The sequence below is a fragment of the Wenjunlia vitaminophila DSM 41686 genome, from assembly GCF_000380165.1.
In the GTDB taxonomy this organism is placed as follows: Bacteria; Actinomycetota; Actinomycetes; order Streptomycetales; family Streptomycetaceae; genus Wenjunlia; species Wenjunlia vitaminophila.
Genome location: NZ_KB904675.1, coordinates 25,893 through 52,363 on the forward strand (window position 1 = coordinate 25,893; position 26,471 = coordinate 52,363).

24 protein-coding genes are annotated in these 26,471 nt (G+C 72.3%); 13 read left to right on the top strand and 11 right to left on the bottom strand.

What is annotated here, in order from left to right:
• Nucleotides 1-57 precede the first annotated feature (57 nt).
• On the bottom strand, nucleotides 58-351 hold the full coding sequence (locus A3IG_RS0115825; RefSeq protein ID WP_018384555.1) for a DUF2530 domain-containing protein: 294 nt from the start codon (nucleotides 349-351) through the stop codon (nucleotides 58-60).
• Between the two features lie 186 nt (nucleotides 352-537).
• Here A3IG_RS0115825 and A3IG_RS0115830 point away from each other — a divergent pair, with 186 nt between their 5' ends.
• The 3 genes from A3IG_RS0115830 to A3IG_RS0115840 all read left to right on the top strand — a co-directional run bounded on the left by A3IG_RS0115830 (nucleotide 538) and on the right by A3IG_RS0115840 (nucleotide 3,645).
• Entirely contained in the window at nucleotides 538-972 is a 435-nt protein-coding gene (locus A3IG_RS0115830) for a MarR family winged helix-turn-helix transcriptional regulator (protein WP_018384556.1), read from the top strand.
• Nucleotides 973-1,073: 101 nt separating this feature from the next.
• Entirely contained in the window at nucleotides 1,074-2,513 is a 1,440-nt protein-coding gene (locus A3IG_RS0115835) for an MFS transporter (protein ID WP_407701027.1), read from the top strand.
• A gap of 160 nt (nucleotides 2,514-2,673) precedes the next feature.
• Nucleotides 2,674-3,645 carry an alpha/beta hydrolase gene (locus tag A3IG_RS0115840; RefSeq protein WP_018384558.1) on the top strand — a complete coding sequence of 324 codons (972 nt, stop codon included), beginning with the start codon at nucleotides 2,674-2,676 and terminating at the stop codon, nucleotides 3,643-3,645.
• 165 nt (nucleotides 3,646-3,810) lie between these two features.
• On the opposite strand, the gene thpR is transcribed toward A3IG_RS0115840, so the two are convergent.
• Entirely contained in the window at nucleotides 3,811-4,398 is a 588-nt protein-coding gene (gene thpR / locus A3IG_RS0115850; protein WP_040911614.1) for an RNA 2',3'-cyclic phosphodiesterase, read from the bottom strand.
• 120 nt (nucleotides 4,399-4,518) lie between these two features.
• On the opposite strand from thpR, the gene A3IG_RS0115855 reads away from it, so the two are divergent.
• On the top strand, nucleotides 4,519-5,508 hold the full coding sequence (locus tag A3IG_RS0115855) for an aldo/keto reductase (RefSeq protein ID WP_018384560.1): 990 nt from the start codon (nucleotides 4,519-4,521) through the stop codon (nucleotides 5,506-5,508).
• A 216-nt stretch (nucleotides 5,509-5,724) separates the two neighbouring features.
• Here the strand turns inward: A3IG_RS0115855 and A3IG_RS0115865 are convergent, their stop codons facing one another.
• The gene (locus tag A3IG_RS0115865) at nucleotides 5,725-6,159 is read right to left on the bottom strand and encodes a hypothetical protein (protein WP_018384561.1); all 435 of its coding nucleotides are present in this window, start codon (nucleotides 6,157-6,159) and stop codon (nucleotides 5,725-5,727) included.
• Nucleotides 6,160-6,477: 318 nt separating this feature from the next.
• Here A3IG_RS0115865 and A3IG_RS0115870 point away from each other — a divergent pair, with 318 nt between their 5' ends.
• Nucleotides 6,478-7,014, top strand: a complete 537-nt coding sequence (locus tag A3IG_RS0115870) for a hypothetical protein (protein ID WP_018384562.1) — start codon at nucleotides 6,478-6,480, stop codon at nucleotides 7,012-7,014.
• Between the two features lie 85 nt (nucleotides 7,015-7,099).
• Here the strand turns inward: A3IG_RS0115870 and A3IG_RS32655 are convergent, their stop codons facing one another.
• Both A3IG_RS32655 and A3IG_RS0115880 read right to left on the bottom strand, forming a co-directional pair.
• A complete protein-coding gene (locus A3IG_RS32655) occupies nucleotides 7,100-7,639 on the bottom strand; it encodes an NUDIX domain-containing protein (protein WP_058032791.1) in 540 nt (179 codons plus the stop codon).
• Between the two features lies 1 nt (nucleotide 7,640).
• Nucleotides 7,641-8,993, bottom strand: a complete 1,353-nt coding sequence (locus A3IG_RS0115880; protein WP_026220306.1) for a hypothetical protein — start codon at nucleotides 8,991-8,993, stop codon at nucleotides 7,641-7,643.
• A gap of 190 nt (nucleotides 8,994-9,183) precedes the next feature.
• Between A3IG_RS0115880 and A3IG_RS29945 the strand changes: the two genes are divergently transcribed.
• Entirely contained in the window at nucleotides 9,184-9,651 is a 468-nt protein-coding gene (locus tag A3IG_RS29945) for an ATP-binding protein (RefSeq protein WP_018384565.1), read from the top strand.
• A 40-nt stretch (nucleotides 9,652-9,691) separates the two neighbouring features.
• Here A3IG_RS29945 and A3IG_RS0115890 read toward each other — a convergent pair whose 3' ends face one another.
• Together A3IG_RS0115890 and A3IG_RS0115900 are read right to left on the bottom strand one after the other, a co-directional pair.
• Nucleotides 9,692-10,087 (bottom strand): NUDIX hydrolase, encoded by a 396-nt coding sequence (locus A3IG_RS0115890; protein WP_018384566.1) that lies wholly within the window; start codon nucleotides 10,085-10,087, stop codon nucleotides 9,692-9,694.
• 137 nt (nucleotides 10,088-10,224) lie between these two features.
• Nucleotides 10,225-10,917, bottom strand: coding sequence for a GDSL-type esterase/lipase family protein (locus tag A3IG_RS0115900; RefSeq protein ID WP_018384568.1), 693 nt, complete (start codon nucleotides 10,915-10,917; stop codon nucleotides 10,225-10,227).
• Nucleotides 10,918-10,976: 59 nt separating this feature from the next.
• Here A3IG_RS0115900 and A3IG_RS0115905 point away from each other — a divergent pair, with 59 nt between their 5' ends.
• Complete coding sequence (locus tag A3IG_RS0115905; protein WP_018384569.1) at nucleotides 10,977-12,035, top strand: hypothetical protein; 1,059 nt, start codon at nucleotides 10,977-10,979, stop codon at nucleotides 12,033-12,035.
• A 106-nt stretch (nucleotides 12,036-12,141) separates the two neighbouring features.
• Here the strand turns inward: A3IG_RS0115905 and serC are convergent, their stop codons facing one another.
• A complete protein-coding gene (gene serC, locus A3IG_RS0115910) occupies nucleotides 12,142-13,260 on the bottom strand; it encodes a phosphoserine transaminase (protein WP_018384570.1) in 1,119 nt (372 codons plus the stop codon).
• A 252-nt stretch (nucleotides 13,261-13,512) separates the two neighbouring features.
• Between serC and A3IG_RS31965 the strand changes: the two genes are divergently transcribed.
• Both A3IG_RS31965 and A3IG_RS0115920 read left to right on the top strand, forming a co-directional pair.
• A complete protein-coding gene (locus A3IG_RS31965; RefSeq protein ID WP_051087517.1) occupies nucleotides 13,513-15,093 on the top strand; it encodes a protein kinase domain-containing protein in 1,581 nt (526 codons plus the stop codon).
• Nucleotides 15,094-15,171: 78 nt separating this feature from the next.
• Nucleotides 15,172-18,075: an FAD-binding and (Fe-S)-binding domain-containing protein gene (locus A3IG_RS0115920; RefSeq protein ID WP_018384571.1), complete on the top strand. Its 2,904-nt coding sequence runs from the start codon at nucleotides 15,172-15,174 to the stop codon at nucleotides 18,073-18,075.
• Between the two features lie 64 nt (nucleotides 18,076-18,139).
• On the opposite strand, the gene A3IG_RS0115925 is transcribed toward A3IG_RS0115920, so the two are convergent.
• On the bottom strand, nucleotides 18,140-19,240 hold the full coding sequence (locus A3IG_RS0115925) for a citrate synthase 2 (protein WP_018384572.1): 1,101 nt from the start codon (nucleotides 19,238-19,240) through the stop codon (nucleotides 18,140-18,142).
• Nucleotides 19,241-19,544: 304 nt separating this feature from the next.
• Between A3IG_RS0115925 and pdxH the strand changes: the two genes are divergently transcribed.
• Complete coding sequence (gene pdxH / locus A3IG_RS0115930) at nucleotides 19,545-20,210, top strand: pyridoxamine 5'-phosphate oxidase (protein ID WP_026220307.1); 666 nt, start codon at nucleotides 19,545-19,547, stop codon at nucleotides 20,208-20,210.
• 478 nt (nucleotides 20,211-20,688) lie between these two features.
• Here pdxH and A3IG_RS0115935 read toward each other — a convergent pair whose 3' ends face one another.
• Nucleotides 20,689-21,438, bottom strand: a complete 750-nt coding sequence (locus tag A3IG_RS0115935; RefSeq protein WP_018384574.1) for an SIS domain-containing protein — start codon at nucleotides 21,436-21,438, stop codon at nucleotides 20,689-20,691.
• Between the two features lie 115 nt (nucleotides 21,439-21,553).
• Between A3IG_RS0115935 and A3IG_RS0115940 the strand changes: the two genes are divergently transcribed.
• Nucleotides 21,554-22,246, top strand: a complete 693-nt coding sequence (locus tag A3IG_RS0115940) for a metal-dependent transcriptional regulator (RefSeq protein WP_018384575.1) — start codon at nucleotides 21,554-21,556, stop codon at nucleotides 22,244-22,246.
• Between the two features lie 447 nt (nucleotides 22,247-22,693).
• Nucleotides 22,694-23,557 carry an alpha/beta fold hydrolase gene (locus A3IG_RS0115945; RefSeq protein ID WP_026220308.1) on the top strand — a complete coding sequence of 288 codons (864 nt, stop codon included), beginning with the start codon at nucleotides 22,694-22,696 and terminating at the stop codon, nucleotides 23,555-23,557.
• A gap of 19 nt (nucleotides 23,558-23,576) precedes the next feature.
• Here the strand turns inward: A3IG_RS0115945 and A3IG_RS0115950 are convergent, their stop codons facing one another.
• Nucleotides 23,577-24,224 (bottom strand): bifunctional DNA primase/polymerase, encoded by a 648-nt coding sequence (locus tag A3IG_RS0115950; protein ID WP_018384577.1) that lies wholly within the window; start codon nucleotides 24,222-24,224, stop codon nucleotides 23,577-23,579.
• A 432-nt stretch (nucleotides 24,225-24,656) separates the two neighbouring features.
• Between A3IG_RS0115950 and A3IG_RS0115955 the strand changes: the two genes are divergently transcribed.
• Nucleotides 24,657-26,039: a tetratricopeptide repeat protein gene (locus tag A3IG_RS0115955; protein WP_018384578.1), complete on the top strand. Its 1,383-nt coding sequence runs from the start codon at nucleotides 24,657-24,659 to the stop codon at nucleotides 26,037-26,039.
• Nucleotides 26,040-26,471 lie beyond the last annotated feature (432 nt).

A 26,471-nucleotide genomic window follows, 5' to 3' on the forward strand; every position in this document is an offset into this window, starting at 1 on the left:
CGGCGGTGAACGGTGCTTGAACCCGGTCGGGAACACCGTTCTCGGGGAGGAGACGGATCATCCCTGGGTCTGACCTGACTGGTCGCCCGCGCCGTCGCTGACCTGTGCCTGCTGACGGTGCCGCTCGATCGCGTCCCGGCGTCGGCGCACGTACCACAGGCCGATGAGCCCCAGACCGGCGCCGGCGAGGCAGGTCCACACCCACCAGGCGTGTCCGTGGTCGGCGTACCAGCCGTAGAACGGGAGCTGGACGAGGAACAGCACCAGCCAGACGATCGTGCCGCCGGTGACGATGGCGACGTCGTTCGCCTCGAGCGGTTCTGGGGCCGGACGCCGGGGGAGCTTTGCCATGGGGGAAGCCTACGGCTGCGGGGTGCCGCCGTGTCCTGGAGGACGGGGCCGCGGGGCCGGTCGACGGTGTGACCGGCTGCGTTCCGGGGTACCCCGCAAGTCTCGGTGGGACACGTGGTGACCACTGGGTCGAACGGGTGTCCAGTCAACTTTCTTTAGTTTGTGTAATGAGTTATTCTAAAGAGCATGCCGGAACTCTCCGAGGAGGACCTCACCGCGGTGAGCAGCCTCCGGGCCGCCGTGATGCGGCTCTCGCGCCGACTGCGACACCAGCGGGTGGACGAGTCGCTGAGCCCCACCGAAATGGCGGTGCTCGGCACCCTGTGCCGCTGCGGCTCCTCGACCCCGGGCGAACTGGCCCGCAAGGAGCACGTCCAGCCGCCCTCCATGACCCGCATCGTGGCGATGCTGGAGGCCAAGGGACTGGTCCGCAGGGAGCCCCACCCGCAGGACCGTCGCCAGATCGTGGTGACGCAGACGGAGCAGGCCGAGGCGATCCTCGAGGAGAGCCGCCGGCGCAGGAACGCGTGGCTGGCCGAACTGGCCGGCAACCTCACCGAGGACGAGTGGCGGACCCTGCGCGACGCCGCCCCGGTGCTGGAGAAGCTCGCCGAACTGTGAGATGCCGACCGCGCCAGCGCGGCCCCACCGGAAAGGAGAGGACACTCGTGAGTTCGGCCCCCGGACCCTCCGGCGTCGCCCCCGAACCCGAACCCGAACCCATACCCACCCCAGCAGGCGCGTCCGCGCCCGAACCCGCCCCCGGACCCGAGTCCCCCGATCCGGAGTCCGCCCCCGCGCCCGGGACGCCCACCCCCGCAACGCGCACGCCCCCCGCGGCGAAGCCCAAGAGCCCCGCCCGGGGCACCTTCGCCAGCCTGCGGAACCGCAACTACCGGCTGTTCGCCGGAGGCCAGGTGGTGTCGAACACCGGCACCTGGATGCAGCGCATCGCCCAGGACTGGCTGGTGCTCACCCTGACCGGTTCCTCCGCGGCCGTCGGCATCACCACGGCGCTCCAGTTCCTGCCGATGCTGCTGTTCGGTCTCTACGGGGGCGTCCTCGCCGACCGCTACCCCAAGCGCGTCCTGCTGTTCCTCACCCAGAGCGCCATGGGCCTGTTCAGCCTCGTGCTGGCCGCGCTCACCCTGTCCGGCGCCGTCGAGGTCTGGCACGTGTACCTGATGGCCTTCCTGCTCGGGCTCGCCACCGTGGTGGACAACCCCACCCGGCAGGCGTTCGTCGTGGAGATGGTCGGCCCACGGGACCTGCGCAACGCCGTCAGCCTCAACGCCGCGAACTTCCAGATCGCCCGGATCGTCGGCCCCGCCATCGCCGGCGTGCTGATCGCCGCCGTCGGCAGCGGCTGGGCGTTCGCGTTCAACGGCATGTCCTTCGTCGCCCCGATCGTCGCGCTGCTGCTGATGCGGGACGCGGAGCTGCACCACGTCGAGCGTGCCCCCAGGGAGAAGGGACAGCTACGCGCCGGGCTCGACTACGTCGCCGGCCGCCCCGAACTGATCTGGCCCATCGTGCTCGTCGGCTTCGTCGGGACGTTCGGCTTCAACTTCCCCATCTGGCTCACCGCCTTCGTGGACGACGTCTTCCACGCCGACGCCGGCACGTACGGCCTGCTCAACACGCTGATGGCGGCGGGCTCGCTGGTCGGCGCGCTGCTCGCCGCCCGCCGCGGGACCACCAGGATGCGGATGCTGGTCGGCTGCGTGCTGCTCTTCGGGGTGCTGGAGGTCGTCGCCGCCCTGTCGCCGACCTACTGGCTGTTCGCCGCGCTGCTGGTGCCGCTCGGGCTGGTCGGCATGACGTTCAACACCACGGCCAACTCCTCGGTGCAGCTCGCCACCGACCCGGCGATGCGCGGGCGGGTGATGAGCCTGTACCTGATGGTGTTCATGGGCGGCACACCCATCGGCGCCCCGCTCGTGGGCTGGGTCACCGACACCTACGGTGCCCGGGTGGGGTTCCTCACCGGTGGCCTGGTGTCGGTGTCGGCGGCGGTCGTCGTCGGCCTCGTCCTCGCCCGCGCCGGCGACCTCAGGCTCAGCGTGGAGCTGCACGGCGGCGGGGGACGCCCCCGGATCGCGTTCGTCCCCCGCGACCACCAGCGCGACCACCAGCCGGAGAAGGTCGCCGCGGCGGCCTGACCGTGCCGCCGGGGGCTCCGGCCGCCGGGCGGTCCCGGGCCGCCGGCCCGCGCGGACCGGAACCGCCGCCGAGTTGCGCGGGCCGGGGGCGTCCCCACCATGGGGAAGGGGGGAGCCGCCGGCTCCCTCCCCCTCCCCGGAACACGCACGGAGGAGCACCATGGCAGGTCTCCCACCGCCCCCCACCCCCCTCCTCGAGCCCGAGGCGCAGGAACTGGCCGAGGCCACCTCCCCGCACCCGCGGATCTACGAGGTGCCGCCGGAGCAGGGCCGCGACATCCTCGCCGGTCTCCAGTCAGGCGAGGGGGTGAGCAAGCCCGCCGTGGACGAGGAGTGGGTCACCGTGGACGCCGGCCGGTGGGGCACCGTCCGCACCCGCCTGCTGTACCCGCGCGGGGTGTCCAGGCCGCTGCCGACCATCCTGTTCATCCACGGCGCCGGATGGGTCTTCGGCGACGAGAAGACCCACGACGGCCTGGTGCGCGACCTGACCGTCGGAGTCACCGCCGCGGCGGCCTTCCCGGTCTACGACCGGGCGCCCGAGGCCAGGTACCCCACCCAGATCGAACAGAACTACGCCGTCGGCCGCTGGATCGTCGAGCACGGCGCGGAACACGGCCTCGACCCCTCACGCATCGCGGTGTGCGGCGACTCGGTCGGCGGCAACATGTCCGCGGTCCTCGCCCTCATGGCCAAGGAGCGCGGCGACGTGCCGCTGCGGGCCCAGGTGCTGCTCTACCCCGTCACCAACGCGGACTTCGACACCGCGTCCTACCTCCAGTTCGCCGAGGGCTACTACCTCACCCGCGAGGGCATGATGTGGTTCTGGGACCAGTACACCGCCGACCCGGCGCAGCGCGCCGAGGTCCACGCGTCGCCGCTGCGAGCCAGCGTGGACCAGCTCAGGGGGCTGCCGCCGGCCCTGGTCATCACCGACGAGGCCGACGTGCTGCGCGACGAGGGCGAGGCCTACGCGGCGAAACTGCGGGCGGCCGGCGTGGACGTCACCGCGGTCCGGGTGCTCGGGATGGTCCACGACTTCCTGATGCTGGACAGCCTGCGCGACGCCAAGGCCACCACCGTCGCCCGCCACCTCGCCGTCCAGACGCTCCGGGAGGCCCTGCACGGCTGAGGGCCCGCCCGGGTGCCCGGTCCCGGCGGGCAGGGCGCCACGGGGCACCGGTCGGGACCGGTTCCCGGCGGACCGACGGGCGTCAGCCGAGGGCCGCCGCGGCGACGACGACCACCAGCAGCAGCACGAAGGCGGAGGTGAGGACGCGGGCGCGGGTCTTGGGGTTCACGGCTCCACGGTAACGCCGGGCCCCGGCTCCCGACCCAGGGGCCACTGCCCGACCGGGGAGTAGCGCGGGGGCTGCCCCACCTCCCCCGGGTCGCTGCGCATCAGCAGCAGCGACGTGACCACCCAGGACGTGCCCTGGAACGACGCCAGGGCGTCGGCGAACGGGCGGAGCCTGGTGGCGGCGGTGTTCCGGGTGCGGGCCAGGGTCAGGTGGCCGTGGAACGGGCGGCCCTCCATGGGGATGCCGACGCGTCGGCCCGCGGCCGTGGCGGACGCGGCCAGCCGTTCCAGCTCCGGCCGCCCCTCCGACATGCCGACCCACAGCGCGCGGTCCCCGAACCGGCCCCCACCGGCCAGCCGGACGGTGGGGGGCTGGTGGCGTGCGGCGGCGCGCCCGAGTCGGGCGGACAGCTCGGGCAGCACCACCTCGTCCACCTCGCCGTAGAAGGCCATGGTCAGGTGCCACCCCTGCTGGTCCGCCCAGCGCAGCCGGTCGGCGTCGGGCAGCCGGCGGACCTCGGACACGACGCCGGCGAGTTCCGCGACGGCGGGAGGCGGTGGTTGTACGGCGGCGAAGAGTCTCACCCGTCCAGTGTGCCCCGGCCCGCGCCGTCCACCAGGGCCACGCGCGCCGCCCCACCCTCGCGCCCCGGCCGCCGGTACCCCCTTGCTTCGAGCGGACTCCAAGGCGTTGGCTGGTCGCCCATGGAGTACACGCAGCTCGGACGCACCGGACTCAAAGTCAGCCGACTCGTGCTCGGCACGATGAACTTCGGCCCGCAGACGGACGAGGCCGACAGCCACGCCATCATGGACGCCGCGCTCGACGCGGGGCTGAACTTCTTCGACACGGCCAACGTCTACGGCTGGGCGGAGAACAAGGGCCGCACGGAGAGCATCATCGGCAACTGGTTCGCCAAGGGCGGCGACCGCCGGGACAAGGTGGTCCTGGCCACCAAGGTCTACGGGAACATGGGCCCGGACGGACCCGCGTGGCCCAACCACGACAAGTTGTCGGCGGTGAACATCCGCCGGGCCGTGGACGGGAGCCTGCGGCGCCTGAAGACCGACCACATAGACCTGTACCAGTTCCACCACATCGACCGGGACACCCCGTTCGACGAGATCTGGCAGGCCATCGACGTGCTCGTGCAGCAGGGCAAGATCCTGTACGCGGGGTCCTCCAACTTCCCCGGTTACAAGATCGCCCAGGCCAACGAGGCCGCTGCCAGGCGGGGTTCCTACGGGCTCGTCAGCGAGCAGTGCCTCTACAACCTCGCCGAACGCCGCGCCGAGATGGAGGTCATCCCGGCGGCCCAGGACTACGGGCTCGGGGTCATCCCCTGGTCGCCGCTCCACGGCGGCCTGCTGGGCGGCGTCATCAGGAAGGAGGCGCAGGGGGGCCGCCGCGCCTCCGGCCGCGCCGTCGAGGCGTTGGCCGACCCGGAGGTCCGCGGGAAGGTCCAGGCGTACGAGGACCTGCTCGACAAGCACGGCCTCGAGCCGGGGGAGGTGGCGCTCGCCTGGCTGCTCGCCCGGCCCGGGGTGACCGGCCCGATCGTCGGCCCCCGCACCGCCGACCAGCTCCACTCCGCGCTCCGCGCCGCCGAGCTCGAGCTCTCGCAGGAGCTGCTGGCCGCGCTGGACGAGATCTGGCCGGGCCCGGGGCCCTCCCCGGAGGCGTTCGCCTGGTGACCCACCGGCTGTTCGGGCCCATGGCCGGCCCGGTCCACGGCTGGCCTCGTCCATGGCTGGCCGCCGTGGTCCGGGTCGCCCGGGACCCGGTGCCGCCGGGCGGACGGGCTTTCCGTTGACGTCACCGCCCTCGAACGGCGCGCGACAGGGAGAAGGCGGCCGTCACCACACGGTGACGGCCGCCTTCGACGTACGGGTTGCGCGAAAGGGCTCGCGTCAGGCGCGGGCCTTCATGGCCGCCACCGCGCCGCCGCCCAGGGCCAGCAGCACGCCGATCAGCACGAACCACAGGCCGACACCGGCGGTGATGTCGAACGGCTCGAGAAGCTGGTCAACCTGCTCGGACGGCACGCCCTCGTCCTCGGCCTCGGCACGCACGGCGCGGTCGGGGTTGATGAAGTTGAGGACGGCGAACACCAGGGTGATCAGGGTCGGCAGCAGCGAGGACGCCGCGACCTTGGTGTTCTTCATCGCCATGCCGGCGATCAGCAGCACTCCGGCGAGGCCGGAGGCGAGCAGCGTGAAGAGGCCGTCGCCCTTCATGCCGCCCGTGCTCTCCGTCTCACCCATGATCTCGGCCGTGGACCAGCCGAGGAAGGAACCTATGACGACCAGGGCGGAGCCGACGAGACCGACGAGGATGGGAACCATGGGGAACCCGAGCGCGGCGCCCCCCGACGGCGCCGCAGGTCGGGTGTATGTGTTTGGACCGTAACCACTCATGGCCGGAACGCTAGGAACCGGCGCGATGGGCGGCAATCTGGTTAGCCCTTATGTCGCCAATGCCAGTGATGTCTCCACAAGATATCCTCAACTTGAGCTCAACCTTTCCTCAAGAGTAGGGCGTCTTATTGAAAGCGCTGCTCAACAGCCGGCCCGGGCTTGCCCGTTCCACGTCGCAGAGCGTGCTTTTCCAGCCACCCAGCGGATCGCTGATCCGTTGTCAGTGGTCAGGTGCAGACTCGGTCCATGGACGAGGAGGAAGTGCTGCGCTGTCTCGCCGAGGCCGACACCGGCCAGCGCCGCCCCGAGCTGGAGGAGTCGCGGTACGCGGCGGTGGCCTACCCGATGGCCCCCGAGGAGACGGACGACGGCGGGGCGTGCCCCGACGAGGACCCGAGGACCGACTGCATCGGCACCCTCGGCGAGGCGACCTCGGTCTACGACGCGCTCGACCTGATCGCCGCGAACGTGGTCGCCGAGGACGTCCTGGACCGCCTCCTGGGCGAGCTGGCCGACGTCCGGGCCGGGGACGAGCCCCCGTTCCTCTCCGGAATCCACTCCAGGCGGCGACGCGCGCTGGCAGCCGTGGTGCTGGGCCACCTGTCCCCCGTGGACGTGCTCACCGACGGGTTCGACCGCGACCCCTACCTCGGCCCCGCGCCCCTGAAGTTCCCCGGCTCCCGCTTCGTGTTCTTCATCAGAGCCGCCCCGCCGCACGACGAGGTCGCCTACGGCATCCTCGAGCTCCAGCCCGTTAGCGACCCCACCGACGCCCGGGCGTAGCTCGCCGCCGCCCGCGGCGACACCGCGGCCATCGCCGCCCTGCTGCGCCCTCATCCAATCCCCGAGTTAGCTGGTTGATTCCTTCTCAGTGGCCTTCCCAGCCGTGGAGCGACACCCCCGGTCCTCCTGCCAGGTAGGACCTCAGTGCCTTCGCTGTGCTGGGCACGAAGTGATCAGGAAGGGCTGTGCAGTCTGTCCAGCAGACCTGGGAGTGCTTTGCAGGTTCGGCATTGGTGAGGGTGCCCGACCACTCATGGGTGGCGAAGACGACAGTCAGGAAGCCGTTGGGGGCCTCGACGCCCCAAGCTGCATGGATGAGATGGACGGGCCGCAGAGCCTTCTCATCAACGATGAGGCCGGTTTCCTCATATAGCTCCCGGGTGGCCGTCTGGGTGATGGGCTCGCCTGGCGCACTCTTGCCGACGGGAAGATCCCACATACCCTGAGCGAACTTCGCGTGAGGACCGCGTTGTAACAGAACAACTTGGTCAGTGTCGTGATCGTGGACGATCACGGCGGCAACGAGCAAGGTCATGGCTTCCGTAGCTGGCCTCAATGTTGCGCCAGCGTCAGTTGTCTGAGATTCGGTCACCATGGTCCCTTCGTCAGCAGAGGATATGCGCATGCTAGGCCAATGCCTCGTGTACGTGACAAAGCAGCTCCGCTGCCCCCGGTACTCCCCGTCGCTGGTACACCCTGAGTGTGGAGCGCATTGATGAAACCGCTTTGCGTGTTCGTTCAGAGGCCACACCCTGGATGAGGTCAAGCGCGTGCTTCCAGGTGGCAACGGCCTCGTCTGCGCGGGCCTGGGCAGCGAGACTGTCACCGAGGTCGGCATACGTGAGTGCGTGCACCCGCCTGTACTTCTCTGGGTCCCAACGCGTCAGGGCCGCACGGTGCTGCTGCTCCGTACCGGCGTGGTCGGCCAGGTCGGTCAGAGTTCGGGCGGTGTGGCTCGCCACGGTGCCGGCGGCCGGACCGCTGATCCGTGAGAAGGAAGGCTGGGGTTCGTCGTCCCTGATGATGGCTTTTTCTGCGAGAAGGAGGGCTCTCGCGGCGGCTGTCTTCTCCCTGATCGCGGCGTAGGCGCGAGCGTGAGTGACGTACAGGAGTGCCTCCGTTTTCCCGTCGGAATGTCCGACGCCTCGACTGAGTGCTGCCTCAACGAGTTGGACACAATGACGGGGCTGTTTCAGGGTCAGTGCCTGGTGAGCCAGGGCGCGCATCATCCAAGCGGCATGGGCGCGAGGATCGGATTCGCAGGCCAATTGGTAGCCAATTTGGTAGTACCGCTGAGCTGCGCCCTCATGGCCCAGGTCATGGTGCTTCCAGCCGGCGAGGTACGCCAGTTCCGCAACGGCGCCGAACGCACGTCGCCGTGTCTGCTCGGACGGGAACCGCAGTCGCAGTATCGGGGCAGCGGTGTCGGCCAGGTACGCACTGACAGTGGTCAGTCCGTGGCCGCCACCCAGGAGCTCGTCGGCGGCGCCGAACGCAGCCGTGACCTGTCGGACAACATTGACTTCCTCATCACCAACCGCGCCCGTGCCCGAGCGCGCCTGGAGCAAGCGGGACACGTTGTCGTGGTCGTAGCCCAGTGGCATGGCGACCCCCGCGGTGGTGAAGGCGGCAACCGCCAGGAAACGGCGGCGTTCGACATCCGCACGTCCCAGTTCGGTGGCGGCCACAACGGGGTCGTTGCTGGCAGGAGCTGTCTCCTCGCCGGTGTGTAGTCCGATCTCCGTCAGGGTGACGGTCCGGCCAGCCCGACGGGAGAGCGCCTCGGCGATGTACCCGCTGGTTCTCCCCGACGGCCGCGCGCCGTTGACCCAGTGGCACACCGCTGACTTGTTGGTCCGCAGGACCTCGCCGTTCTCGGCCGCCACTCTGCGCACCGCATAGGCGAGTGATTCGTACGAGCAGCCCACCGCCGTGATGGTGTCCCGCAGTCGCACGTTGGGCTCTCTCCGTGCTGCCACGACGCCTCCAGAGGGGTCGCTAAACCGGGTATACCCGCGCTACGTGGTTGCCACAGTACTTACCGTGAGGTGCGGAGGTTGACTGAACACCGGCTGCCGCGGTTTCGGCTGAACCGAGCGGCCCCTGATTGACGCCCCCGCGCCCCCTGTGGGCCGTGCGGGGGCCGCTCTCCTTGGAGGAGTTCGTGCCATGTCCGCTCTGAGGTTCTTCGCCCCGGCTGCGGGTTGGGCGGTGGCGCCTGTCCGGCGCCGTGTGCTCGCCCAGCTACGCGCCTGGAACGCGCCGTTGGACGAGGAGGTCGCGCACGCCGTTGAAGTGGTGGTCTCCGAGTTGGTCACGAACGGCGTCGTCCATGTCGGTGGAGTGCTCACCATCGGTCTTCACCTCGACGGCGACCGGCTGATGGTCGAGGTCTGTGACAGCAGCGACCGGACGCCGCGGATGCGTGCCGCGGCTGACGACGACGAGTCGGGGCGTGGGCTCGTTCTGGTTCAGGCACTTGCCCACCGCTGCGGTACCCAGTCCGTCCGCGGGGGGAAGAGGACGTGGGCGGAACTGCGCCTGGGTTCGTCCCGCACCACGGCCGGTGACGGCGTGTTCAGCGAGGGCGGTCGTCCTCGCCGCAGCACGACGGTCACGCCTGGACCGTGTTGGTGACGGAACGTGGAACCAGCACCGCCCGGAACGACCCGTGGCCTCAGGCCAGTTCCCCGGAGGCCCGCAGGTCGTCGAAGAGGAGTTGGTCCACGGGGGGCACCAGGGGACGGTCCGCGTAGGAGAACCAGGCCGTCTCCTCGATCTCGCTGCTCGGGGCGAGGGTGCCCCGGTACTCCGCGGTGTAGCAGCTCATCCGCACCACGGCGCCGTCGGGCAGACCCGGCCCTGTGGCCTCGTAGGTGCCCAGGTGCACGGCGGTGTCCGGGGCGAGGTGGACCGTCAGCTCCTCCTCGATCTCCCGGACCAGCGTCTCCAGGTCGCTCTCCGTCCCCTCCCGCTTGCCGCCGGGGACGTAGAAGACGTCCTTGCCCCGGGGGCGGGCGCACAGGATGCGTCCGCCCTCGATCCGCACCCATGCCACGGTGTCGATCAGCACCTCGCGCCACCCCCTTCCACCGGAACCCTACTGCGCGGCACCCGCCACCGGCCCCGTCACCAGGGCGCCCGTCACCAGCACGCCCGGCACCAGGGCACCCGCCACCAGCCACCAGGGCGCCCCGCACCCGGGCCGGGTCACCGCGCCGGTACCAGGTACTCCCCACCCACTCCCCACGCGGTGTGCAGCACCGTGGCGAAGGCGGCGGCGATGCGGTGTTCGCCGCGGGGGGTGGGGTGGGTGCCGTCGTAGGTGTCGGTGGGCAGGTGCCAGGGGTCCGGCGGCTGTGCCAGCAGCAGCGGGGAGGCGGGCGTGTTCAAATCGTTGACGGCGTCGCGCATCCGGGCGTTGAGGTCGGTGACCTGCTCCTGGAACGGCGGGTCGGTCCGCGCCCGGGAGTTGGGCAGGACGGGGAGGAAGACCATCCGCAGGGACGGGTCGGCGGCGCGGGCCTGGGCGACGAAGCGGCGGAGGTTGGCCTCGGTGTCCGCAGGTCCGGTGTAGAAGCCGAGGTCGATCAGGCCGAGGAAGACCAGCAGCAGGTCGGGGCGGTGGAGGGTGACCGCGTCGCGGATCACCGGCGCCATGTGCAGCCACCCCTCGCCCCAGCCGGCGAGGTGGCGCCGGGCGTCGGCGGGGAAGGACGGGTCGCCGTAGTGCTGGGACACCGCGGCGTCGGCGGCCTTGTCGTACAGGGCGGTGCGGGGACCCACCAGGTGGAACGAGGACGGGCCCGCCGTCGCCCGCAGGTGTTGCCACAGCCGGTACCGCCAGGTGAAGTCACCGCTGCTGCCGACGGTCATCGAGTCTCCGACGGGCATGATCCGCATGGGCCCATCATGGAGGAGTTGGCGGGGTCAGGGGTGGTCGGGGGTGGCAGGCTGTCCCCATGCGCGTACACGTGTCGCCGGCCGCGCCGGTCGCCTTCCTGTTCGGTGCCGTGACCGCGGTCTGGGGCCTTTCCGCGCCGGCCGTGGCGGCGGACGGTTCCCGGGTGCTGTTCTCGTTCCAGGACGAACGGATCGCCGAGTCCAGCGGTCTCGCCGCGAGCCACCGGCACCGCGGCGTGTACTGGACGCACAACGACAGCGACGACGGCCCCTACGTGTACGCCGTGGACTCCCGGGGGCGCACGGTGGCCACCGTGACCCTGCGCGGGGTGGACCCCCGCGACGTGGAGGGGATCTCGGTGACCCCGTCAGGCCAGGTGTACGTGGGGGACATCGGCGACAACCTGGACGGCGAGTGGCCCGAGGTGTGGATCTACCGGTTCACCGAGCCGGAGCAGCTCGCGGACACCACCGTGGACGTGGTCAGGTACCGGGTGCAGTACGCGGACGGGCCGCGGAACGCCGAGGCGCTGATGGTCCACCCCCGCACGGGGCGGGTGTACATCGCCAGCAAGGAGACCGCCGACAGGGCGGGGCTGTACGCCGGGCCGCGGGAGCTGACCCCGGACGGGGTGAACACCTTCACCCGGGTGGACCAGGTGCCGTGGGTGACGGACGGCGCGTTCTCCCCCGACGGCCGCCACCTGGCCCTGCGGGGGTACCTCTGGGCGTCCGAGTACACGTGGCGGGACGGGAAGCTTGGCGACCGCAGGCGGCTGCCCGCGCCGCTGCGCGGCCAGGGCGAGGCGGTGACGTACACCGCTGACGGGCGGTCGCTGCTGTTCGGCAGCGAGGGCGCCGGCAGCGACGTCTGGCAGTTCGACCTGACCGAGCCGGAGGAGGAGGCCGACGGGAAGGGGAACGCGGGCGGCGAGGGAAGCGATGCGGAAACCGACGGCGACCGGGGCAAGGGCGGGGACTCGGTGGACGACCGGGGCGGGGACACCGCCGACGACGCCTCGGGGCAGCGGGACACCACGTCCCGGGTGCTGCTCGGCGTGCTGGCCACGGTGGGTCTCGTGGTCGTGGTGCTGCGGCTGTTCCGGCGCCGCAAGTGAACGGCCGCCCCGGGAGGGGCCGCGGGAGCCCGCCGCCGGACGCCTGAGGGCGGGCCAGGCCCCCAGGCCCTGCCCGCCCTCGTGCGGTCCGCGGTGGAGCCGCGTGTCAGAGGCGTTCGATCACGTGGTCGATGCAGGCGGTCAGCGCCTCGACGTCGTCCGGCGTCACCGCCGGGTACATCGCGACCCGGAGCTGGTTGCGGCCGAGCTTGCGGTAGGGCTCGGTGTCCACGATCCCGTTCGCCCGCAGGACCTTGGCCACCGCCGAGGCGTCCACCGCGTCGGAGAAGTCGATGGTGCCCACGACGTTGGACCGCTGGGCCGGGTCGGTGACGAACGGGGTGGCGTACGACGACTTGTCGGCCCAGGTGTAAAGACGCGACGCGGAGTCGGCGGTGCGGGCGGCCGCCCAGTCGAGGCCGCCCTGGCCGTTGATCCAGTCGAGCTGGTCGGCCAGCAGGAACAGGGTGGCCACGGCAGGGGTGTTGTAGGTCTGGTTCTTCGCGGAGTTGTCGATCGCCGTGGGCAGCGAGAAGAACGCCGGGATGTGCCGGTCGCTGGCGGCGATCCGCGCGGCGCGGTCCAGCGCGGCCGGGGAGAACACGCCGATCCACAGGCCGCCGTCGGAGGCGAAGCTCTTCTGCGGGGCGAAGTAGTACACGTCGGTCTCGGTGATCTCCACCGGGAGCCCGCCCGCCGCGGAGGTGGCGTCCACCAGGACCAGGGCGCCGTCGTCGGCCCCGGCCACGCGTCGGATCGGCGTGGCGACACCCGTCGAGGTCTCGTTCTGGGTGAACGCGTACACGTCCACACCGGCCTCGGCGGTCGGCTCCGGGTGGGTGCCCGGCTCGGACTTGATCACGGTCGGGTCATCCAGCCACGGAGCGGCCTTCGCCGCCGCGGCGAACTTCGAGGAGAACTCGCCGAACGACAGGTGCTGCGACTTCTGGCGGATCAGGCCGGCGGTGGCGATGTCCCAGAACGCGGTGCTGCCGCCGTTGCCGAGAACCACCTGGTGGTCCTCGGGCAGCGAGAACAGGGCGCGTACGCCCTCGCGCACCCGGCCCACCAGGTTCTTCACCGGTGCCTGGCGGTGGGACGTGCCCAGCAGGGAGGTACCGGTGTCGGCCAGGGCGGTCAGCGCCTCGGGGCGCACCTTGGACGGGCCCGAGCCGAAGCGACCGTCGGCGGGCTTGAGTGCTGCGGGAATCTCGATCTCAGCCACAGGTGAAGCGTAGTGCCTGCCCGGTCACGTCCACGAAGCGGTCCACGCCGTGAGACGACCGGCGTGGCCCCCCGGCGCGCGCCCGGGGGATAGCGAGACCCGACGGCCGGGGGACGCCGACGGGGGGTCGGACGGGCCGGGACCGGGAGATAATTTCTGGTTGCGCGTGCTGGGAGGCGACACGGCGGCGCGCGGGGGAGCGGCCGGCGCCCGGCTGTGGTTCCGGGGCCGGAGCGGCGACGGGAGGCGCGGATGCGCGGAGAGCTGCTGGACGGCCGGTACCGGCTGCGGGAGCCGTTGGGTTCCGGCGGCATGAGCGAGGTCTGGCGGGCCGAGGACGAACGGATGTGCAGACCCGTCGCGGTGAAGATACTCTCCGCTGCCCGGCGCGGCGCCGACGCCGCGGTCCTCGCCGCCAGGTTCGCCCGCGAGGCCCGCACCGTGGGCAACCTGTCCCACCCGCACATCGTCACGCTGCACGACTACGGCGAGGACGAGATCGACGGGCGCCGGGTGCTCTACCTGGTGATGGAACTGTTGGTGGGCCAGGACCTCGGCCGGGTCGTCGCGGACGGACTGCCAAGCACCCACCAGGTGCTGGACTGGGCCGAGCAGATCTGCGACGCGCTGCAGGCGGCGCACCGAGCGGGCGTGGTGCACCGGGACGTCAAACCGGCCAACGTCCTGTTGACCGCCGCCGGCACCATCAAGGTGCTGGACTTCGGCATCGTCCGGTTCGTCGAGGGCGCCGCGGCGCGCACCACCACCCTCACCGAGACCGGGGCGGTGCTCGGCACCCCGGCGTACATGGCACCCGAGCAGGTCGAGGGCCGGGCGGTCGATGCCCGCACCGACCTGTACGCGCTGGGTTGCGTGCTGTACGAACTGGTCACCGGGGAGCCGCCGTTCAGCGGCGACAGTTGGAGCGCGGTGCTGGTCAAGCACGTGACCGAACCGGTGGTCCCGCCCAGCAGCCGGGTTCCCGGGCTGCCCCGGGAACTCGACCAGCTCATCCTCGACCTGCTGGCCAAGGAGCCGGAACACCGACCGGGGGACACCGCCGAGGTGACGGCACGGCTGCGGGCGGTCCGGCGCCTGGTCGGGAACGGCCCCGGGGCGGCGCCCGCCGTCCCGTTCGGGAACGACGTCCGGCCGGGCGTCCCGGACGGGTTGGGCGCGCCGGACGTCGAAGGGCTGGACGTCGAAGGGCCGGACGCCGCGGGGCAGGACGGCGACCGGGTGGTCGCCGGGTGGGTGGGCGCCGGAGGGCTGGTCACCGGAACAGCGGTGGCGGTCCCGCTGCTGGCCCTGGACGGACCTGCCGCCTGGCGGGTCGCGGCGGCGGGGGCGGCCGGCGCGGTGGTGGCCGCGGCGCTGTTCCGGCTGGTGATCGGGGTGGTCAGGACGATGACGGCGCGACGGCCGTTCCTGGAGGTGTGGGCCCTGTTCCTGGCCCTGGGGCTCGGCGCGGTGGGCGCGTCCCGCGACGCGCTGCCCTGGTGGGCGGAGCTGCTGGTCGGCGCCGGGGTCGCGGCCTGCGGGTACCCGGCGGGGGTCGCGGCGGAACGGACGGTGCTCGTCGTGGACCGCCGGCCCCGCGCCGCCGCGGACGCCGCCGCCTACCGGGAACCGGGCCGGGTGGTGGCGGTGCTGGCCGGGCCGCTCGCCGGAGCCGTCGGGTTCTGCGCCGCGTCCCGGGACCAGGCCGACATGCCCGGCTGGGCCGCGGTGCTCGTCGGCCTCGGGGAGTGGGCGGTGGCGGGCGCGGTGCTCGCGGGCTGCGCCTGGTACGCCGGGTGGAGGCATGCCGCCACCCGCGGCGCGACTGCCTGACGGGCCGGGCGGCCCCCGGCGGGGCCGCCGCGCCCGGCCGGCCTGGTGCGGTGCCCGGCGCCCGGGTCACCATGGACCATGCGTGACCGGTTGAGTGGATCGGAAGGACGGCCCGCCCCGGACGCCACCGGCGACCTGGAACGGGCGCTGCGGGCACGGGTCCGCGGCGACGTCGGCTTCGACGTCGGACAGCGGGCCCTGCACACCATGGACGCCTCCAACTACCGACGGGTACCGCTCGGCGTGGTCGCGCCACGCGACGCGGAGGACACCGCGGCGGCGCTCGCCGTGTGCCGTGAGCACCAGGTGCCGGTGGTGGCGCGCGGCGGCGGCACCAGCCTCGCCGGGCAGGCCACCGGGGTCGGGGTCGTCCTGGACTTCACCCGCCACATGAACGCGCTGGTGGAACTCGACCCGCTGACCCGCACGGCCAGGGTGCAGCCAGGCCTCGTCCTGGACGCGCTGCGGGCCGCCGCGGCCCCGCACGGCCTGACGTTCGGCGCGGACCCCTCGACGCACAGCCGCTGCACCCTCGGCGGCATGATCGGCAACAACGCGTGCGGTGCCCACTCGGTGGCCTGGGGCACCACGGCGGACAACCTCGAGACGGTGCGGGTGCTCGGCCCCGACGGCCTGCACGTCGAGCTGGCCGCAGCCGGGCGGGCCGGCCTCGACGCCCTCGCCCGACGGCCCGGGCGGGAGGGAGAGCTGTTCTCCGGGGTCAGGGAGCTGGTCGAGGGCAACCTGGCCCTGCTGCGCACCGGCTTTCCCACGTTGCCCCGCCGGATCTCCGGCTACCCGCTCGACCAACTGCTCCCGGAACACGGCAGCCACCTGGCCCGGGCGTTCGCTGGGAGCGAGGGCACCCTCGGCGTGGTCACCGAGGCCACGGTGCGGCTGGTGCCGGCGCCGGCCGCCACGGCGCTGGTGGTGCTCGGCTACCCCGACGAGGGCGCGGCGGCGGACGCCGTCCCCGGGCTGCTGTCGTTGGACCCGCTCACCGTGGAGGGCATGGACGCCGGCCTGGCCGCGCTGGCGTCGGGCGGCGCCGCGCGGAACCTCCCGGCCGGTGCCGCCTGGCTGTTCGTCGAGGTCGGCGCGGACACCCCGGCCGAGGCCGAGGCGGTCGCCCGGCGTCTGGGGGCGCGGGCCGCCGACGGCACCACCGGCCGCCTGGTGGTCACCGACCCCGCCCACCAGCGCCAACTGTGGCGGGTGCGGGAGGAGGCGGCGGGGACGGCGACCCGGCGTGCGGACGGCGCCGAGGCGTGGCCCGGTTGGGAGGACACGGCGGTGCCGCCGGAGCGCCTCGGCGACTACCTGCGGGCCTTCCGGGCGTTGCTGCGGGAGCACGGGCTCAACGGCGCGCCCTACGGCCACTTCGGAGAGGGCTGCATCCACGTCAGGATCGACTTCGACCTGCTCGACGAGGCGGGGTTGCGGCGGTTCCGGGTGTTCTCCGGGGAACTGGCCGACCTGGTGGTGGCGCACGGAGGTTCGCTGTCCGGTGAGCACGGCGACGGCCTCGGCCGGTCGGAGCTGCTGCACCGGATGTACCGGCCGGAGCTGATCGACCTGTTCGCCCGGTACAAGGACCTGTGGGACCCGCGGGGCACGCTGAACCCCGGGGTGCTGGTCCGCCCGCAGCGCCTGGACGAGAACCTCCGCTTCGTCGCCCCTCCCGGCCACCCGGTGCCGGTGGCGTTCGGCTACCCGCACGACAAGGGGGACTTCGCCGCCGCGGTGCGCCGTTGCGTGGGCGTCGCCAAGTGCCGCGACACCGCCGTCACCACGGGGGTGATGTGCCCGTCGTACCGGGTCACCGGCGAGGAACGGCACTCCACCCGCGGCCGGGCCAGGCTGCTGCACGAGATGCTCGGCGGCGACCTGGTGCGGGACGGCTGGCGCTCCACCGAGGTCCTGGAGGCGCTGGACCTCTGCCTGGCCTGCAAGGGCTGCCGCTCGGACTGCCCGGTGGGGGTGGACATGGCCACGTACAAGGCGGAGTTCCTGCACCACCACTACGCGGGGCGGCGGCGTCCCGCCGCGCACCACTCGATGGGGCAGCTCCCGCGCTGGCTGTGGGCCGTGGGCACGGTGGCGCCGGTCGCCGCCCCCGTGCTCAACGCCCTGGCCCGCACGCCGGTGGCCGCCCTCGCCAAACGAGCCGGCGGCCTCACCCCGGAACGTCCCGTCCCCGAGCTGGCAAGGGACCCGTTCACCCGGTGGTTCCGCCGCACCGCCGGCCAGCGGCGGCGCACCGGCCCCGCGGTGGTGTTGTGGCCGGACACCTTCACCACCTACCTGCGTCCGCAGGTGGGCAGGGCCGCGGTGCGGGTGCTGGAGGCGGCGGGGCTGCGCGTGGTGGTGCCCCCGGGGCCGGTGTGCTGCGGTCTGACCTGGGTGACCACCGGGCAGTTGGACACCGCGCGGCGGGTGATGCGCCGCACCGTCGAGGTGCTCCGTCCAGCGCTGGCCGCCGGACTGCCGGTGGTCGCCCTGGAGCCGAGCTGTGGCGCCGCGCTCCGCACCGACCTGACGGAGCTGCTGGGCCCCGAGGGGGACGCGGCACGGCTCGCCGCCTCGGTGCGCACCCTCGCCGGCGTCCTCGAGGAGCTCGCCCCGTCCTGGGAGCCGCCGCGGCTCGACCGGCCAGCGGTCGGCCAGACCCACTGCCACCAGCACGCGGTCCTCGGTGACGCGGCGGAACGCCGGCTGCGGGCCAGGGCCGGCCTCGCCGGGGAACTCGTCGGTGGCTGCTGCGGGCTCGCCGGGAACTTCGGCTTCGAACGGGGGCACTTCCGGACCTCCGTCGCCTGCGCCGAGGAGCAGCTCCTGCCCGCGGTGCGGGCCGCGCCCCGCGACGCGGTGGTGCTCGCCGACGGCTTCTCCTGCCGGACCCAGATCGCCCAGCTCACCGGCGTTCGGGCCCGGCACCTGGCGGAGGTGCTCGCCGCGTCGCTCCCCGACGGGGCGGGCTGACACCGCGGGGCGGGCCCCGGTGGGCCTCCCGGACGCCGGCCCGGGAGGCCCACTGTTCGGCGTGTCAACCGTTGGTGTCGCGGAACCCCTCGATGTCCTGCGGGTCACGGGCACCGGGCCCGGTGTACCGGGCGGAGGGCCGCACCAGGCGCCCGGTGCGCTTCTGCTCCAGGATGTGGGCGCTCCACCCGGCGGTCCGTGCACAGGTGAACATCGAGGTGAACATGTGCGCGGGCACCTCGGCGAAGTCCAGCACGATGGCGGCCCAGAACTCCACGTTGGTCGCCAGCACCCGGTCCGGCCGCCGGTTGTGCAGCTCCTCGAGGGCGGCCCGCTCCAGTGCCTCGGCCACCTCGAACCGGGGCGCGTCCAGCTCCTTGGCGGTGCGGCGCAGCACCCGGGCACGGGGGTCCTCGGCCCGGTAGACCCGGTGGCCGAACCCCATCAGCCGCTCGCCGCGGTCCAACGCGCCCTTGACGTACGCCACCGCGTCGCCCGTGCGCTCGATCTCCTCGATCATGCCGAGGACCCGGGACGGCGCGCCGCCGTGCAGCGGACCCGACATGGCGCCCACCGCGCCGGACAGTGCCGCCGCGACGTCCGCGCCGGTCGAGGCGATCACCCGCGCGGTGAAGGTGGAGGCGTTCATTCCGTGTTCGGCGGCCGAGGTCCAGTAGGCGTCCACGGCCTTGATGTGTTTCGGGTCGGGTTCGCCCCGCCAACGGATCATGAAGCGCTCGACGACGCTCTGCGCCTTGTCGATCTCCCGCTGCGGCACCATCGGCTTGTCCAGGCCCCGGGCCGACTGGGCGACGTAGGACAGCGCCATCACCGCGGCCCGGGCCAGGTCCTCGCGGGCCTGGACGTCGTCGATGTCCAACAGCGGTTTCAGACCCCAGACCGGGGCGAGCATGGCCAGCGCGCTCTGCACGTCCACCCGGATGTCCCCGGAGTGGATGGGGATCGGGAACGGCTCCGCGGGCGGCAGCCCCGGGTTGAACTTCCCGTCCACCAGCAGGCCCCACACGTTCCCGAACGAGACGTGCCCCACCAGGTCCTCGATGTCCACGCCTCGGTAACGGAGGGAACCGCCTTCCTTGTCGGGTTCGGCGATCTCCGTTTCGAACGCGACGACTCCCTCGAGTCCGGGTACGAAGTCGGACATCAGGCGGCTCCTCATGATGTGGTCGACAGATGACGTGTCGCGAAGTCGAAGACCGGCCACCGTGGGGCGCACGGCTCCGCGGCGTATCCCGGTCATGCCCCGCTGAGGTGGTGGTCACCCGGTCGAGGGGGTCGGACTCGTGTCGAGCACGTCAGGAGGGTCCACACTATCTCTTGATGTCAAGATGTTACAGAGTCCGAGTCGGAATCCTGGTGAGATCCCACACACATTCCCGTGTCCGGGTGGTCTCCACCGACCGGCCCGCCAGGACCGGGTGCCGGGCGCCCGGCTGACGTGTTGCAGGATGTGGCGCGTGGAGTACCCCGACCCCGCCGCCATGCGCCGGCAGTACCGAGCCCAGGGACTGTCCGAGGCCGACCTCGCCGACGACCCCGTCCAGCAGTTCGAACGCTGGTTCGTGCAGGCCGCTTCCAGTGGGCTGGACGAACCCAACGCCATGGTGCTGTCCACGGCGGACGGCCACGGCCGGCCGAGCTCCCGCACCGTCCTGCTCAAGGGGTACGACGAGCGGGGCTTCGTCTTCTTCACCAACTACGGCTCCCGCAAGGGCGACGAGATCACGCAGAACCCGCGGGTGTCGCTGCTCTTCCCGTGGCACCCCATCGCCAGGCAGGTGCTGATCTGCGGCGAGGCCGTGCGGACCACCGTCGAGGAGACCGAGCGGTACTTCCGCAGCCGCCCCCGGGGGTCACAGCTCGGGGCGTGGACGAGCCGGCAGTCCCAGGTCGTCGCCTCGCGTGAGGAACTCGAACAGCGCTACGCGGACCTGGAGCGGCGTCATCCGGTGGGAACCCCGGTGCCGGTACCGCCGTTCTGGGGCGGTTTCCTCGTCGTGCCGCACACGGTGGAGTTCTGGCAGGGGAGGGAGAACCGGCTGCACGACCGGCTCCGTTTCCGTCGGGCCGACGACCATGCGCGTGGCTGGCTGGTGGAGCGTCTCGCCCCGTAGGCCGTCCCCGACGGGCCGCCCCGACGCGGGCCCGGAACGTGCCGGGGCCGAGGGCCGGGGGAGCGAGGCTGGTCGGGAAAGGGAGATCGCGCGGGAAATGGACAACCCGCGGGCTGCTTCCTGGTCGGCTGGGCCGGAACCAGGCGCCGGACGGACGTACCGGCGAGCCCGCGGGTCGGGTAGCTGCTTGGGATTAGCCCGCCGCGCACCGCGCTGCGAGCGGGGCGGCTAGCTGGCGGCCACCTCACGCGTCCGACAGTCGATCATTCTCCGGACCACCTCCCTTCTTGTGTGCTGTCACCGTAAACAGGCACCCAGGAGCAACGCAAGGCAATTAACACCACGGCCAACCCCATCGGCGTACGCGCGTGACGTGCACGGATAGGACCGACACCGTTCGGAGCCACCCGGAGCCCGACGGTGACGCCACCCGGCAGCGGCCTGGCTCCACCGGCGACGGCACGGGGGCGGTGGGCGGTCACCGTGTGTAGAAGATCCGGTCCCGGTGCTCGTCGAACACCTTGCTGTTCCAGTCGAGGCCGCCATCGACGTTGCCGGAGCGGAGCATCGGCGGGGTGCTGCCGCGGGCGCCCAGGGCGGCGATGGCGCCCGCCACCATCGACTGCATGATGGCGCTGGTGACCACGGTCGAGACGGAACCGAACCTGACCTCCACGCCGGGGGCCTCCAGTTCCGCGTCGCCGACCTCGATCTTGCTGTCCACGACCAGGTCGCAGTGGTCCTTCAGGAACGTCCCCGAGGCGTGCCGTGAGGTGGTGTGCTCGGCGTACGCCACCGAGGTCACCCCTACCACTGCCAGGCCGCGCTCCCTGGCGCCCATCGCCATCTCCACGGGCAGCGCGTTCCTCCCGGACAGCGAGATCACCACCAGCAGGTCGCCGCGGCGCACCGGACTGGTCTCGAGCACCGCGGCAGCGAGTCCGCTCACCCGTTCCAGGGCGCTGCCCAGGGGGGCCGGCACCTCCACACCGGTGCCGCCCGGGACCGCGAGCAGGTTCACCAGGGCGAGACCGCCGGCCCGGTAGACCACGTCCTGGGCCGGCAGGCTGGAATGGCCGACACCGAACGCGAACAGTCGCCCACCCTCGGTCACGGTGTCGGCGATCAGTGCCCCCGCCTCGCTGATCTTCTGGGACTCTTCTTCCCTGACCCGCTCCAGGAGGGCGATGGCCGTCTCGAGGTAGCGGCCGGGCAGCTCGTCAGTCATGGCCGATCACGGTGCTGGCTGCACGGTGCGCTGTCAATACGGTCGCGAGGTCTCCCGTTGTCGGTGGCATGGGTCAGAATTGTTGGAGAGCAACCATGAGGATCGAGGGGCACGCATGTCCGGACTCATCGACACCACTGAGATGTATCTCCGCACCATCCTGGAGCTGGAGGAGGAAGGTGTGGTCCCCATGCGCGCCCGCATCGCGGAGCGGCTCGAGCAGAGCGGCCCCACGGTCAGCCAGACCGTGGCGCGGATGGAGCGCGACGGCCTGCTGACCGTGGAGGGCGACCGCCACCTGGAGCTCACCGAGGAGGGGCGGCGGCTGGCCACCAGGGTCATGCGCAAGCACCGCCTGGCGGAGTGCCTGCTGGTGGACGTGATCGGTCTGGAGTGGGAGCAGGTCCACGCGGAGGCGTGCCGCTGGGAGCACGTGATGAGCGAAGCCGTCGAGCGCCGTGTCCTGGAACTGCTCCGGCACCCCACCGAGTCGCCCTACGGGAACCCCATCCCCGGCCTCGAGGAGCTGGGCCAGCAGTCCGAGGCGGACCCGTTCCTCGGGGACGGCATGGTCAGCCTCGGGGACCTGGCGCCCGGATCGGACGGCAAGAGCGCCGTGGTCCGCCGCATCGGAGAGCCCATCCAGGCCGACGCCCAGCTCATGTACACGCTGCGCCGCGCCGGGGTGCAGCCGGGCGCCGTGGTGATGGTCACCGAGTCCGCGGGCGGGGTCCTCGTGGGCAGTGGCGGGGAGGCGGCGGAGTTGGCCCCCGAGGTCGCCTCGCACGTCTTCGTCGCCAAGCGCTGAGGCCGCCTCGGCCGCCCGGTGCCGCCGCGGGCCCGTCGGACACGGACGGGCCCGCGGGGTGCGGGCCGACACGCTGGAAGGGCGGGTGCGCCGGGAGGGCGGAGAGCCCTGGGCGCTGCACCGCGCCCCGGGCTACTCCGCCCTCTGCCCCCCTGGTGACACCCGGAACCCCGAGCTTTCCGGGTTTCCCCTTTTCGCGGTCCGGCTTCCCCGTCCGGACCCCCTCCCGCTCAAAGACTCCCCTCAGTAACGGCGGGCAACACGTGGGCGTTGTCACTCAAACGAGCGTTATTTGGCGCCACCCGGTCTCTTTGGCGCGTGTGTCCCACATGCATCGAAAGCATGTATCGAAAGTGTGTTCGATAGCCTGAGAAGTGTCCGAAGCAGAGCTGACAGGTTGTGCCAGGTGGGGGAGACCCTGGCAGGACGCGGATGGGGGTGCGACACATGGTTCGACAGATCGACGTCATGGGCGCCGACGGTGTCAGGCTCACCGCCTGGGAGTTCGGCGCGGGACGCGGGGCGACGGACGGTGGGAGGCGTGACCGCCCCGGCCTGCTGCTCCTGCACGACCTGATGGGCCGGGCCTCCACGTGGGCGGACAACACCGCCCGGTGGCTCGCGCCCCGGTTCCGGACCGTGGCCGTGGACCAGCGCGGCCACGGCCACAGCGAGAAGCCCGCGGGCCCCTACGACCGCGGCTCGTACGTCGCCGACGTCGAGGCGGTGGTGGAAGCCCTGGGGCTCGCCCCGGCCGTCCTGGTGGGCCACGCGATGGGCGGACTGACCGCCTGGCAACTCGCCGCCAGACGCCCCGACCTGGTGCGTGGCCTGGTGGTCAGTGAGACCAAGGCCTCCACGCTCGGCGAGGACGGGCAGCGGCGCTGGCTCGACTGGTTCAAGAGCTGGCCGCTGCCGTTCGACTCCCTGGACGCGGTGCGCCGCTGGTTCTCCGAGGACGACCCCACCCTGGAACGCCCGAGCCCCGGGCGCGGCGACTACTTCGTGGAGGTGATGGAGGAGCGGGCGGACGGCTACTGGCCCGAGTTCTCGTTCGACCACATGATGCTCTCCCTGGAACCCTGGGCCTTCGAGTCGCACTGGGACGACCTGGCCCTGGTCCACTGCCCGACGCTCGTCGTGCGCGGGCTGGACGGTGCGCTCGGCCGCGCCGAGGCCCAGGAGATGGTCCGCGCGCTGCCGGACGGACACTACGCCGAGGTGCCGGACTGCGGGCACATCGTCCACTGCGAGCGGCCCGAGGGGTGGCGTCAGGCCGTGGAGCCGTTCCTGGCGGGCCTGGGGCGCTAGGGCCCGGGCCGGACGGCGTTCAGCGCGGCCGGGCAGCCGCGGCGTCCCGGCCGCAGGCGTAGGCCAGCGCGCCGATCAACTCCTCCGCCTCGGGCAGCCAGCGGTTGGCCGGGGTCGGCGGACGGGCCCAGAGCGTCGGGCCCAGGGCGCCGACCCGCGACGGGGGCGCGACCACGTGGTCACGCTCCCCACGGCCAACGAGGTCAAGTGACCTCGGCGACCAGCCGAGCTGCCGCACCAGCGTCGGGACGCGGGCGGCCGAACCCGCGAGGACGAAGAACTGCATGCGGCGGCCCGGGGCGCAGGCCACCGGGCCGAGCCGGACCTCGGTGCGCTCCATCCTGGCCAGGGCGAGGCAACCCGCCGGCTCGGGCACGTCGATCACGTCGAAGGTCCGCCCGGTGGGCAGCAGGATCGAGGCCAGGGGCGTCTGCGACCACATCCGCCGCACCGCCGTGGGGCTGCTGCTCGCCTGTTGCGCCCAGTCGGGCTGTAGCGGGTGCGCCCCCGGCGCGGGGCAGTGCGGCGTGCCACACGAGCACTGCGTGTCGCCGGCGTCCTCCACCAGCCAGGCTCCCGAGCACACGTCCCAGTGACGTTCCCGGGCGTACCGCATCGCCGACTCCAGCAGCGGACCGTCCAGTTGGGCTCCCATGGTGTCGTCCACACTCACTCAACTGCCTTTCCCCAGAGGGGTTACGGCTCGAAGTCGCCAACCTCGGTGCGCGCACGCAGGGCGCACCGATGCACCACTGGGGGCGCGCAGGAGGAAGGCAGTCCGGTTCCGGGTAGTCCGCTGGTGGTGTCCTCTGTGGGGCGTACCGCGACATCCCAGGAAATGTGGTGAATTCGCGCCGAAGTGTGTGGGCAGGATTCCGCCAGGACCGACGCCGTGCGACCGACCCGGCCACGGTGAGGGCCACGGGGGCGTCGAACGGCGGCGCCGGGCAACGGCGGTGCCGTGACGTGGCGGTCGCCTCCCGGGGAGCGCCATCAGCGGCAGGAGAACCACACGGGTGAGCCCGGAGCCGGGCTCACGGTCAGCAGGGCACCGGGGACACCGTCACCAGCACAGGGCCCTACACACGAAGGAGGGGCCATGGCCGCTCGACCGTTGGTCGCACGACAGCCGAACGAACGGCTACAGGCACTGATCCAGGAGGCCGGCTGCTCGAACGCCGGACTGGCGCGCAGGGTGAACATGTGCGGGACCGAACACGGCCTGGACCTGCGCTACGACAAGACCTCCGTCGCCCGCTGGCTCCGGGGCCAGCAGCCCAGGGGGCGGGCGCCGGCCATAATCGCCGAGGCGCTGGGGCGGAAGCTGGGCCGTGCGGTCACCCTCGACGAGATCGGCATGGCCGACGGCAAGAACCTCGCCTCCGGGGTGGGGCTCCAGTTCGCCCCCACGATCTCCGGAGCCGTGGAACAGGCATGCGAGCTGTGGCGCAGCGACGTGGGACGGCGGGACTTCCTCACCGGCTCGTCGGTGGCCGCCTCCGCGCTGGTCGAGCCGAGCCGGGACTGGCTGATCACCGGACCCGACCCGCACGTGGGGCGGACCGCCGGCCCCCGGGTGGGGCGGGCGGACGTGGCAGCGGTGCGCGCGACCACTCAGGCGCTGGTGGAGCTCGACCACCGTTTCGGCAGCGGTCACATCAGGCCGGTCCTGGTGCACTACCTCAACAGCGTGGTCTCCGGGCTGCTCGGCGGCTCCTACACCGAGGCGACCGGGCGGCAGCTCTTCGCGGCGGTGTCCCGACTGACCGAGCTGGCCGGCTACATGGCCGTGGACACCGGGCAGCCCGGCCTGGCCCAGCGCTACTACATCCAGGCGCTGCGGCTCGCCCAGGCGGCGGGGGACCGCGCCTACGGCGGCTACGTGCTGGCGGCCGGCATGAGCCACCTGGCCGCGCAGCTCGGCAACCCCAGGGAGATCACCCAGCTCGCCCGCGCGGCCCAGGAAGGCGCCCGTGGCCAGGTCACCCCCACCACCCAGGCGATGTTCTTCGCCGCCGAGGCGCGCGGCCACGCCCAACTCGGTGACGCCAGGGCCTGCCAGCTCAACGCCAGCAGGGCCATGGAGGCCATGGAGCGCCGTCGGCCGGACGACGACCCCGACTGGATCGCTCACTTCGACCAGGCCTACCTCGCGGACGAACTGGCCCACTGCCACCGCGACCTGGGTCAGCCCGGCCCCGCCCAGCGGTACGCGCAGGAAGCACTGGCCGGACACCCCGAGGAGCGGGTGCGGCGGCGAGCGGTTGACCTGCTGCTGCTGGCGTCAGCCCAGGTACAGCAGCGCGAGGTGGAACAGGCCTGCGCCACGGCCGACCAGGGGGTGCGGCTGTTGACGGCGCTGCGGTCCAACCGGGGTGCCGAGTACCTGGACGACTTCCGGCGGCGCCTCGAGCCGTTCCGCGAGGAGACGGTGGTGCGGGAGTTCAGCGCGCGTCTGGTTGAGGAGGAGATGGCCGCATAGTTGTCCGCTGGCTGATTGTGGCTGTGACGGCGACCACGCGGCATAGCGGACTTCTGCCGGGCTAGTCGGACGATTCGCGGGCCGAGGGTGTCACCGTCCTCGCCGCCCTTCCGTGAGCACGTGGTCGATCGCGAAGCGGAACCGGTAGCGTGACCCGACGGTTGGCAGTCCACAGCAGAGCCATGAAGCGGGAGTTCCGGTGACGTACGGCGGACGGGGAGACGAAACGGGGGGACCGAGAGGCCGGCGTCGGGCGAACTCCGGCGAGCTGACACCGGACGACCTGTTCCGTCCGCAGCAGCCGCAGGCCCCGGGTGGTTACGGCTATCCGCCTCCGGCTCCGCCGCCGCAGCCGCATGCTCAGGCGCCGGGTGGCTACGGTTATCCGCCTGCGGCTCCTCCGCAGCAGCCGCAGGCCCCCGGTGGTTACGG

Coding starts and splice junctions, on each gene's coding strand:
- A3IG_RS0115855 (WP_018384560.1), top strand. CDS start 4,519: ATGGAGTACACGCAGCTCGGACGCACCGGACTCAAAGTCAGCCGACTC.
- A3IG_RS0115840 (WP_018384558.1), top strand. CDS start 2,674: ATGGCAGGTCTCCCACCGCCCCCCACCCCCCTCCTCGAGCCCGAGGCG.
- A3IG_RS0115905 (WP_018384569.1), top strand. CDS start 10,977: ATGCGCGTACACGTGTCGCCGGCCGCGCCGGTCGCCTTCCTGTTCGGT.
- A3IG_RS0115935 (WP_018384574.1), bottom strand. CDS start 21,438: ATGACTGACGAGCTGCCCGGCCGCTACCTCGAGACGGCCATCGCCCTC.
- A3IG_RS0115900 (WP_018384568.1), bottom strand. CDS start 10,917: ATGCGGATCATGCCCGTCGGAGACTCGATGACCGTCGGCAGCAGCGGT.
- A3IG_RS29945 (WP_018384565.1), top strand. CDS start 9,184: ATGTCCGCTCTGAGGTTCTTCGCCCCGGCTGCGGGTTGGGCGGTGGCG.
- A3IG_RS0115825 (WP_018384555.1), bottom strand. CDS start 351: ATGGCAAAGCTCCCCCGGCGTCCGGCCCCAGAACCGCTCGAGGCGAAC.
- A3IG_RS0115870 (WP_018384562.1), top strand. CDS start 6,478: ATGGACGAGGAGGAAGTGCTGCGCTGTCTCGCCGAGGCCGACACCGGC.
- A3IG_RS0115920 (WP_018384571.1), top strand. CDS start 15,172: ATGCGTGACCGGTTGAGTGGATCGGAAGGACGGCCCGCCCCGGACGCC.
- A3IG_RS0115955 (WP_018384578.1), top strand. CDS start 24,657: ATGGCCGCTCGACCGTTGGTCGCACGACAGCCGAACGAACGGCTACAG.
- A3IG_RS32655 (WP_058032791.1), bottom strand. CDS start 7,639: ATGCGCATATCCTCTGCTGACGAAGGGACCATGGTGACCGAATCTCAG.
- A3IG_RS31965 (WP_051087517.1), top strand. CDS start 13,513: ATGCGCGGAGAGCTGCTGGACGGCCGGTACCGGCTGCGGGAGCCGTTG.
- A3IG_RS0115830 (WP_018384556.1), top strand. CDS start 538: ATGCCGGAACTCTCCGAGGAGGACCTCACCGCGGTGAGCAGCCTCCGG.
- A3IG_RS0115865 (WP_018384561.1), bottom strand. CDS start 6,159: ATGGTTCCCATCCTCGTCGGTCTCGTCGGCTCCGCCCTGGTCGTCATA.
- pdxH (WP_026220307.1), top strand. CDS start 19,545: ATGTGGCGCGTGGAGTACCCCGACCCCGCCGCCATGCGCCGGCAGTAC.
- A3IG_RS0115945 (WP_026220308.1), top strand. CDS start 22,694: ATGGTTCGACAGATCGACGTCATGGGCGCCGACGGTGTCAGGCTCACC.
- A3IG_RS0115925 (WP_018384572.1), bottom strand. CDS start 19,240: ATGTCCGACTTCGTACCCGGACTCGAGGGAGTCGTCGCGTTCGAAACG.
- A3IG_RS0115940 (WP_018384575.1), top strand. CDS start 21,554: ATGTCCGGACTCATCGACACCACTGAGATGTATCTCCGCACCATCCTG.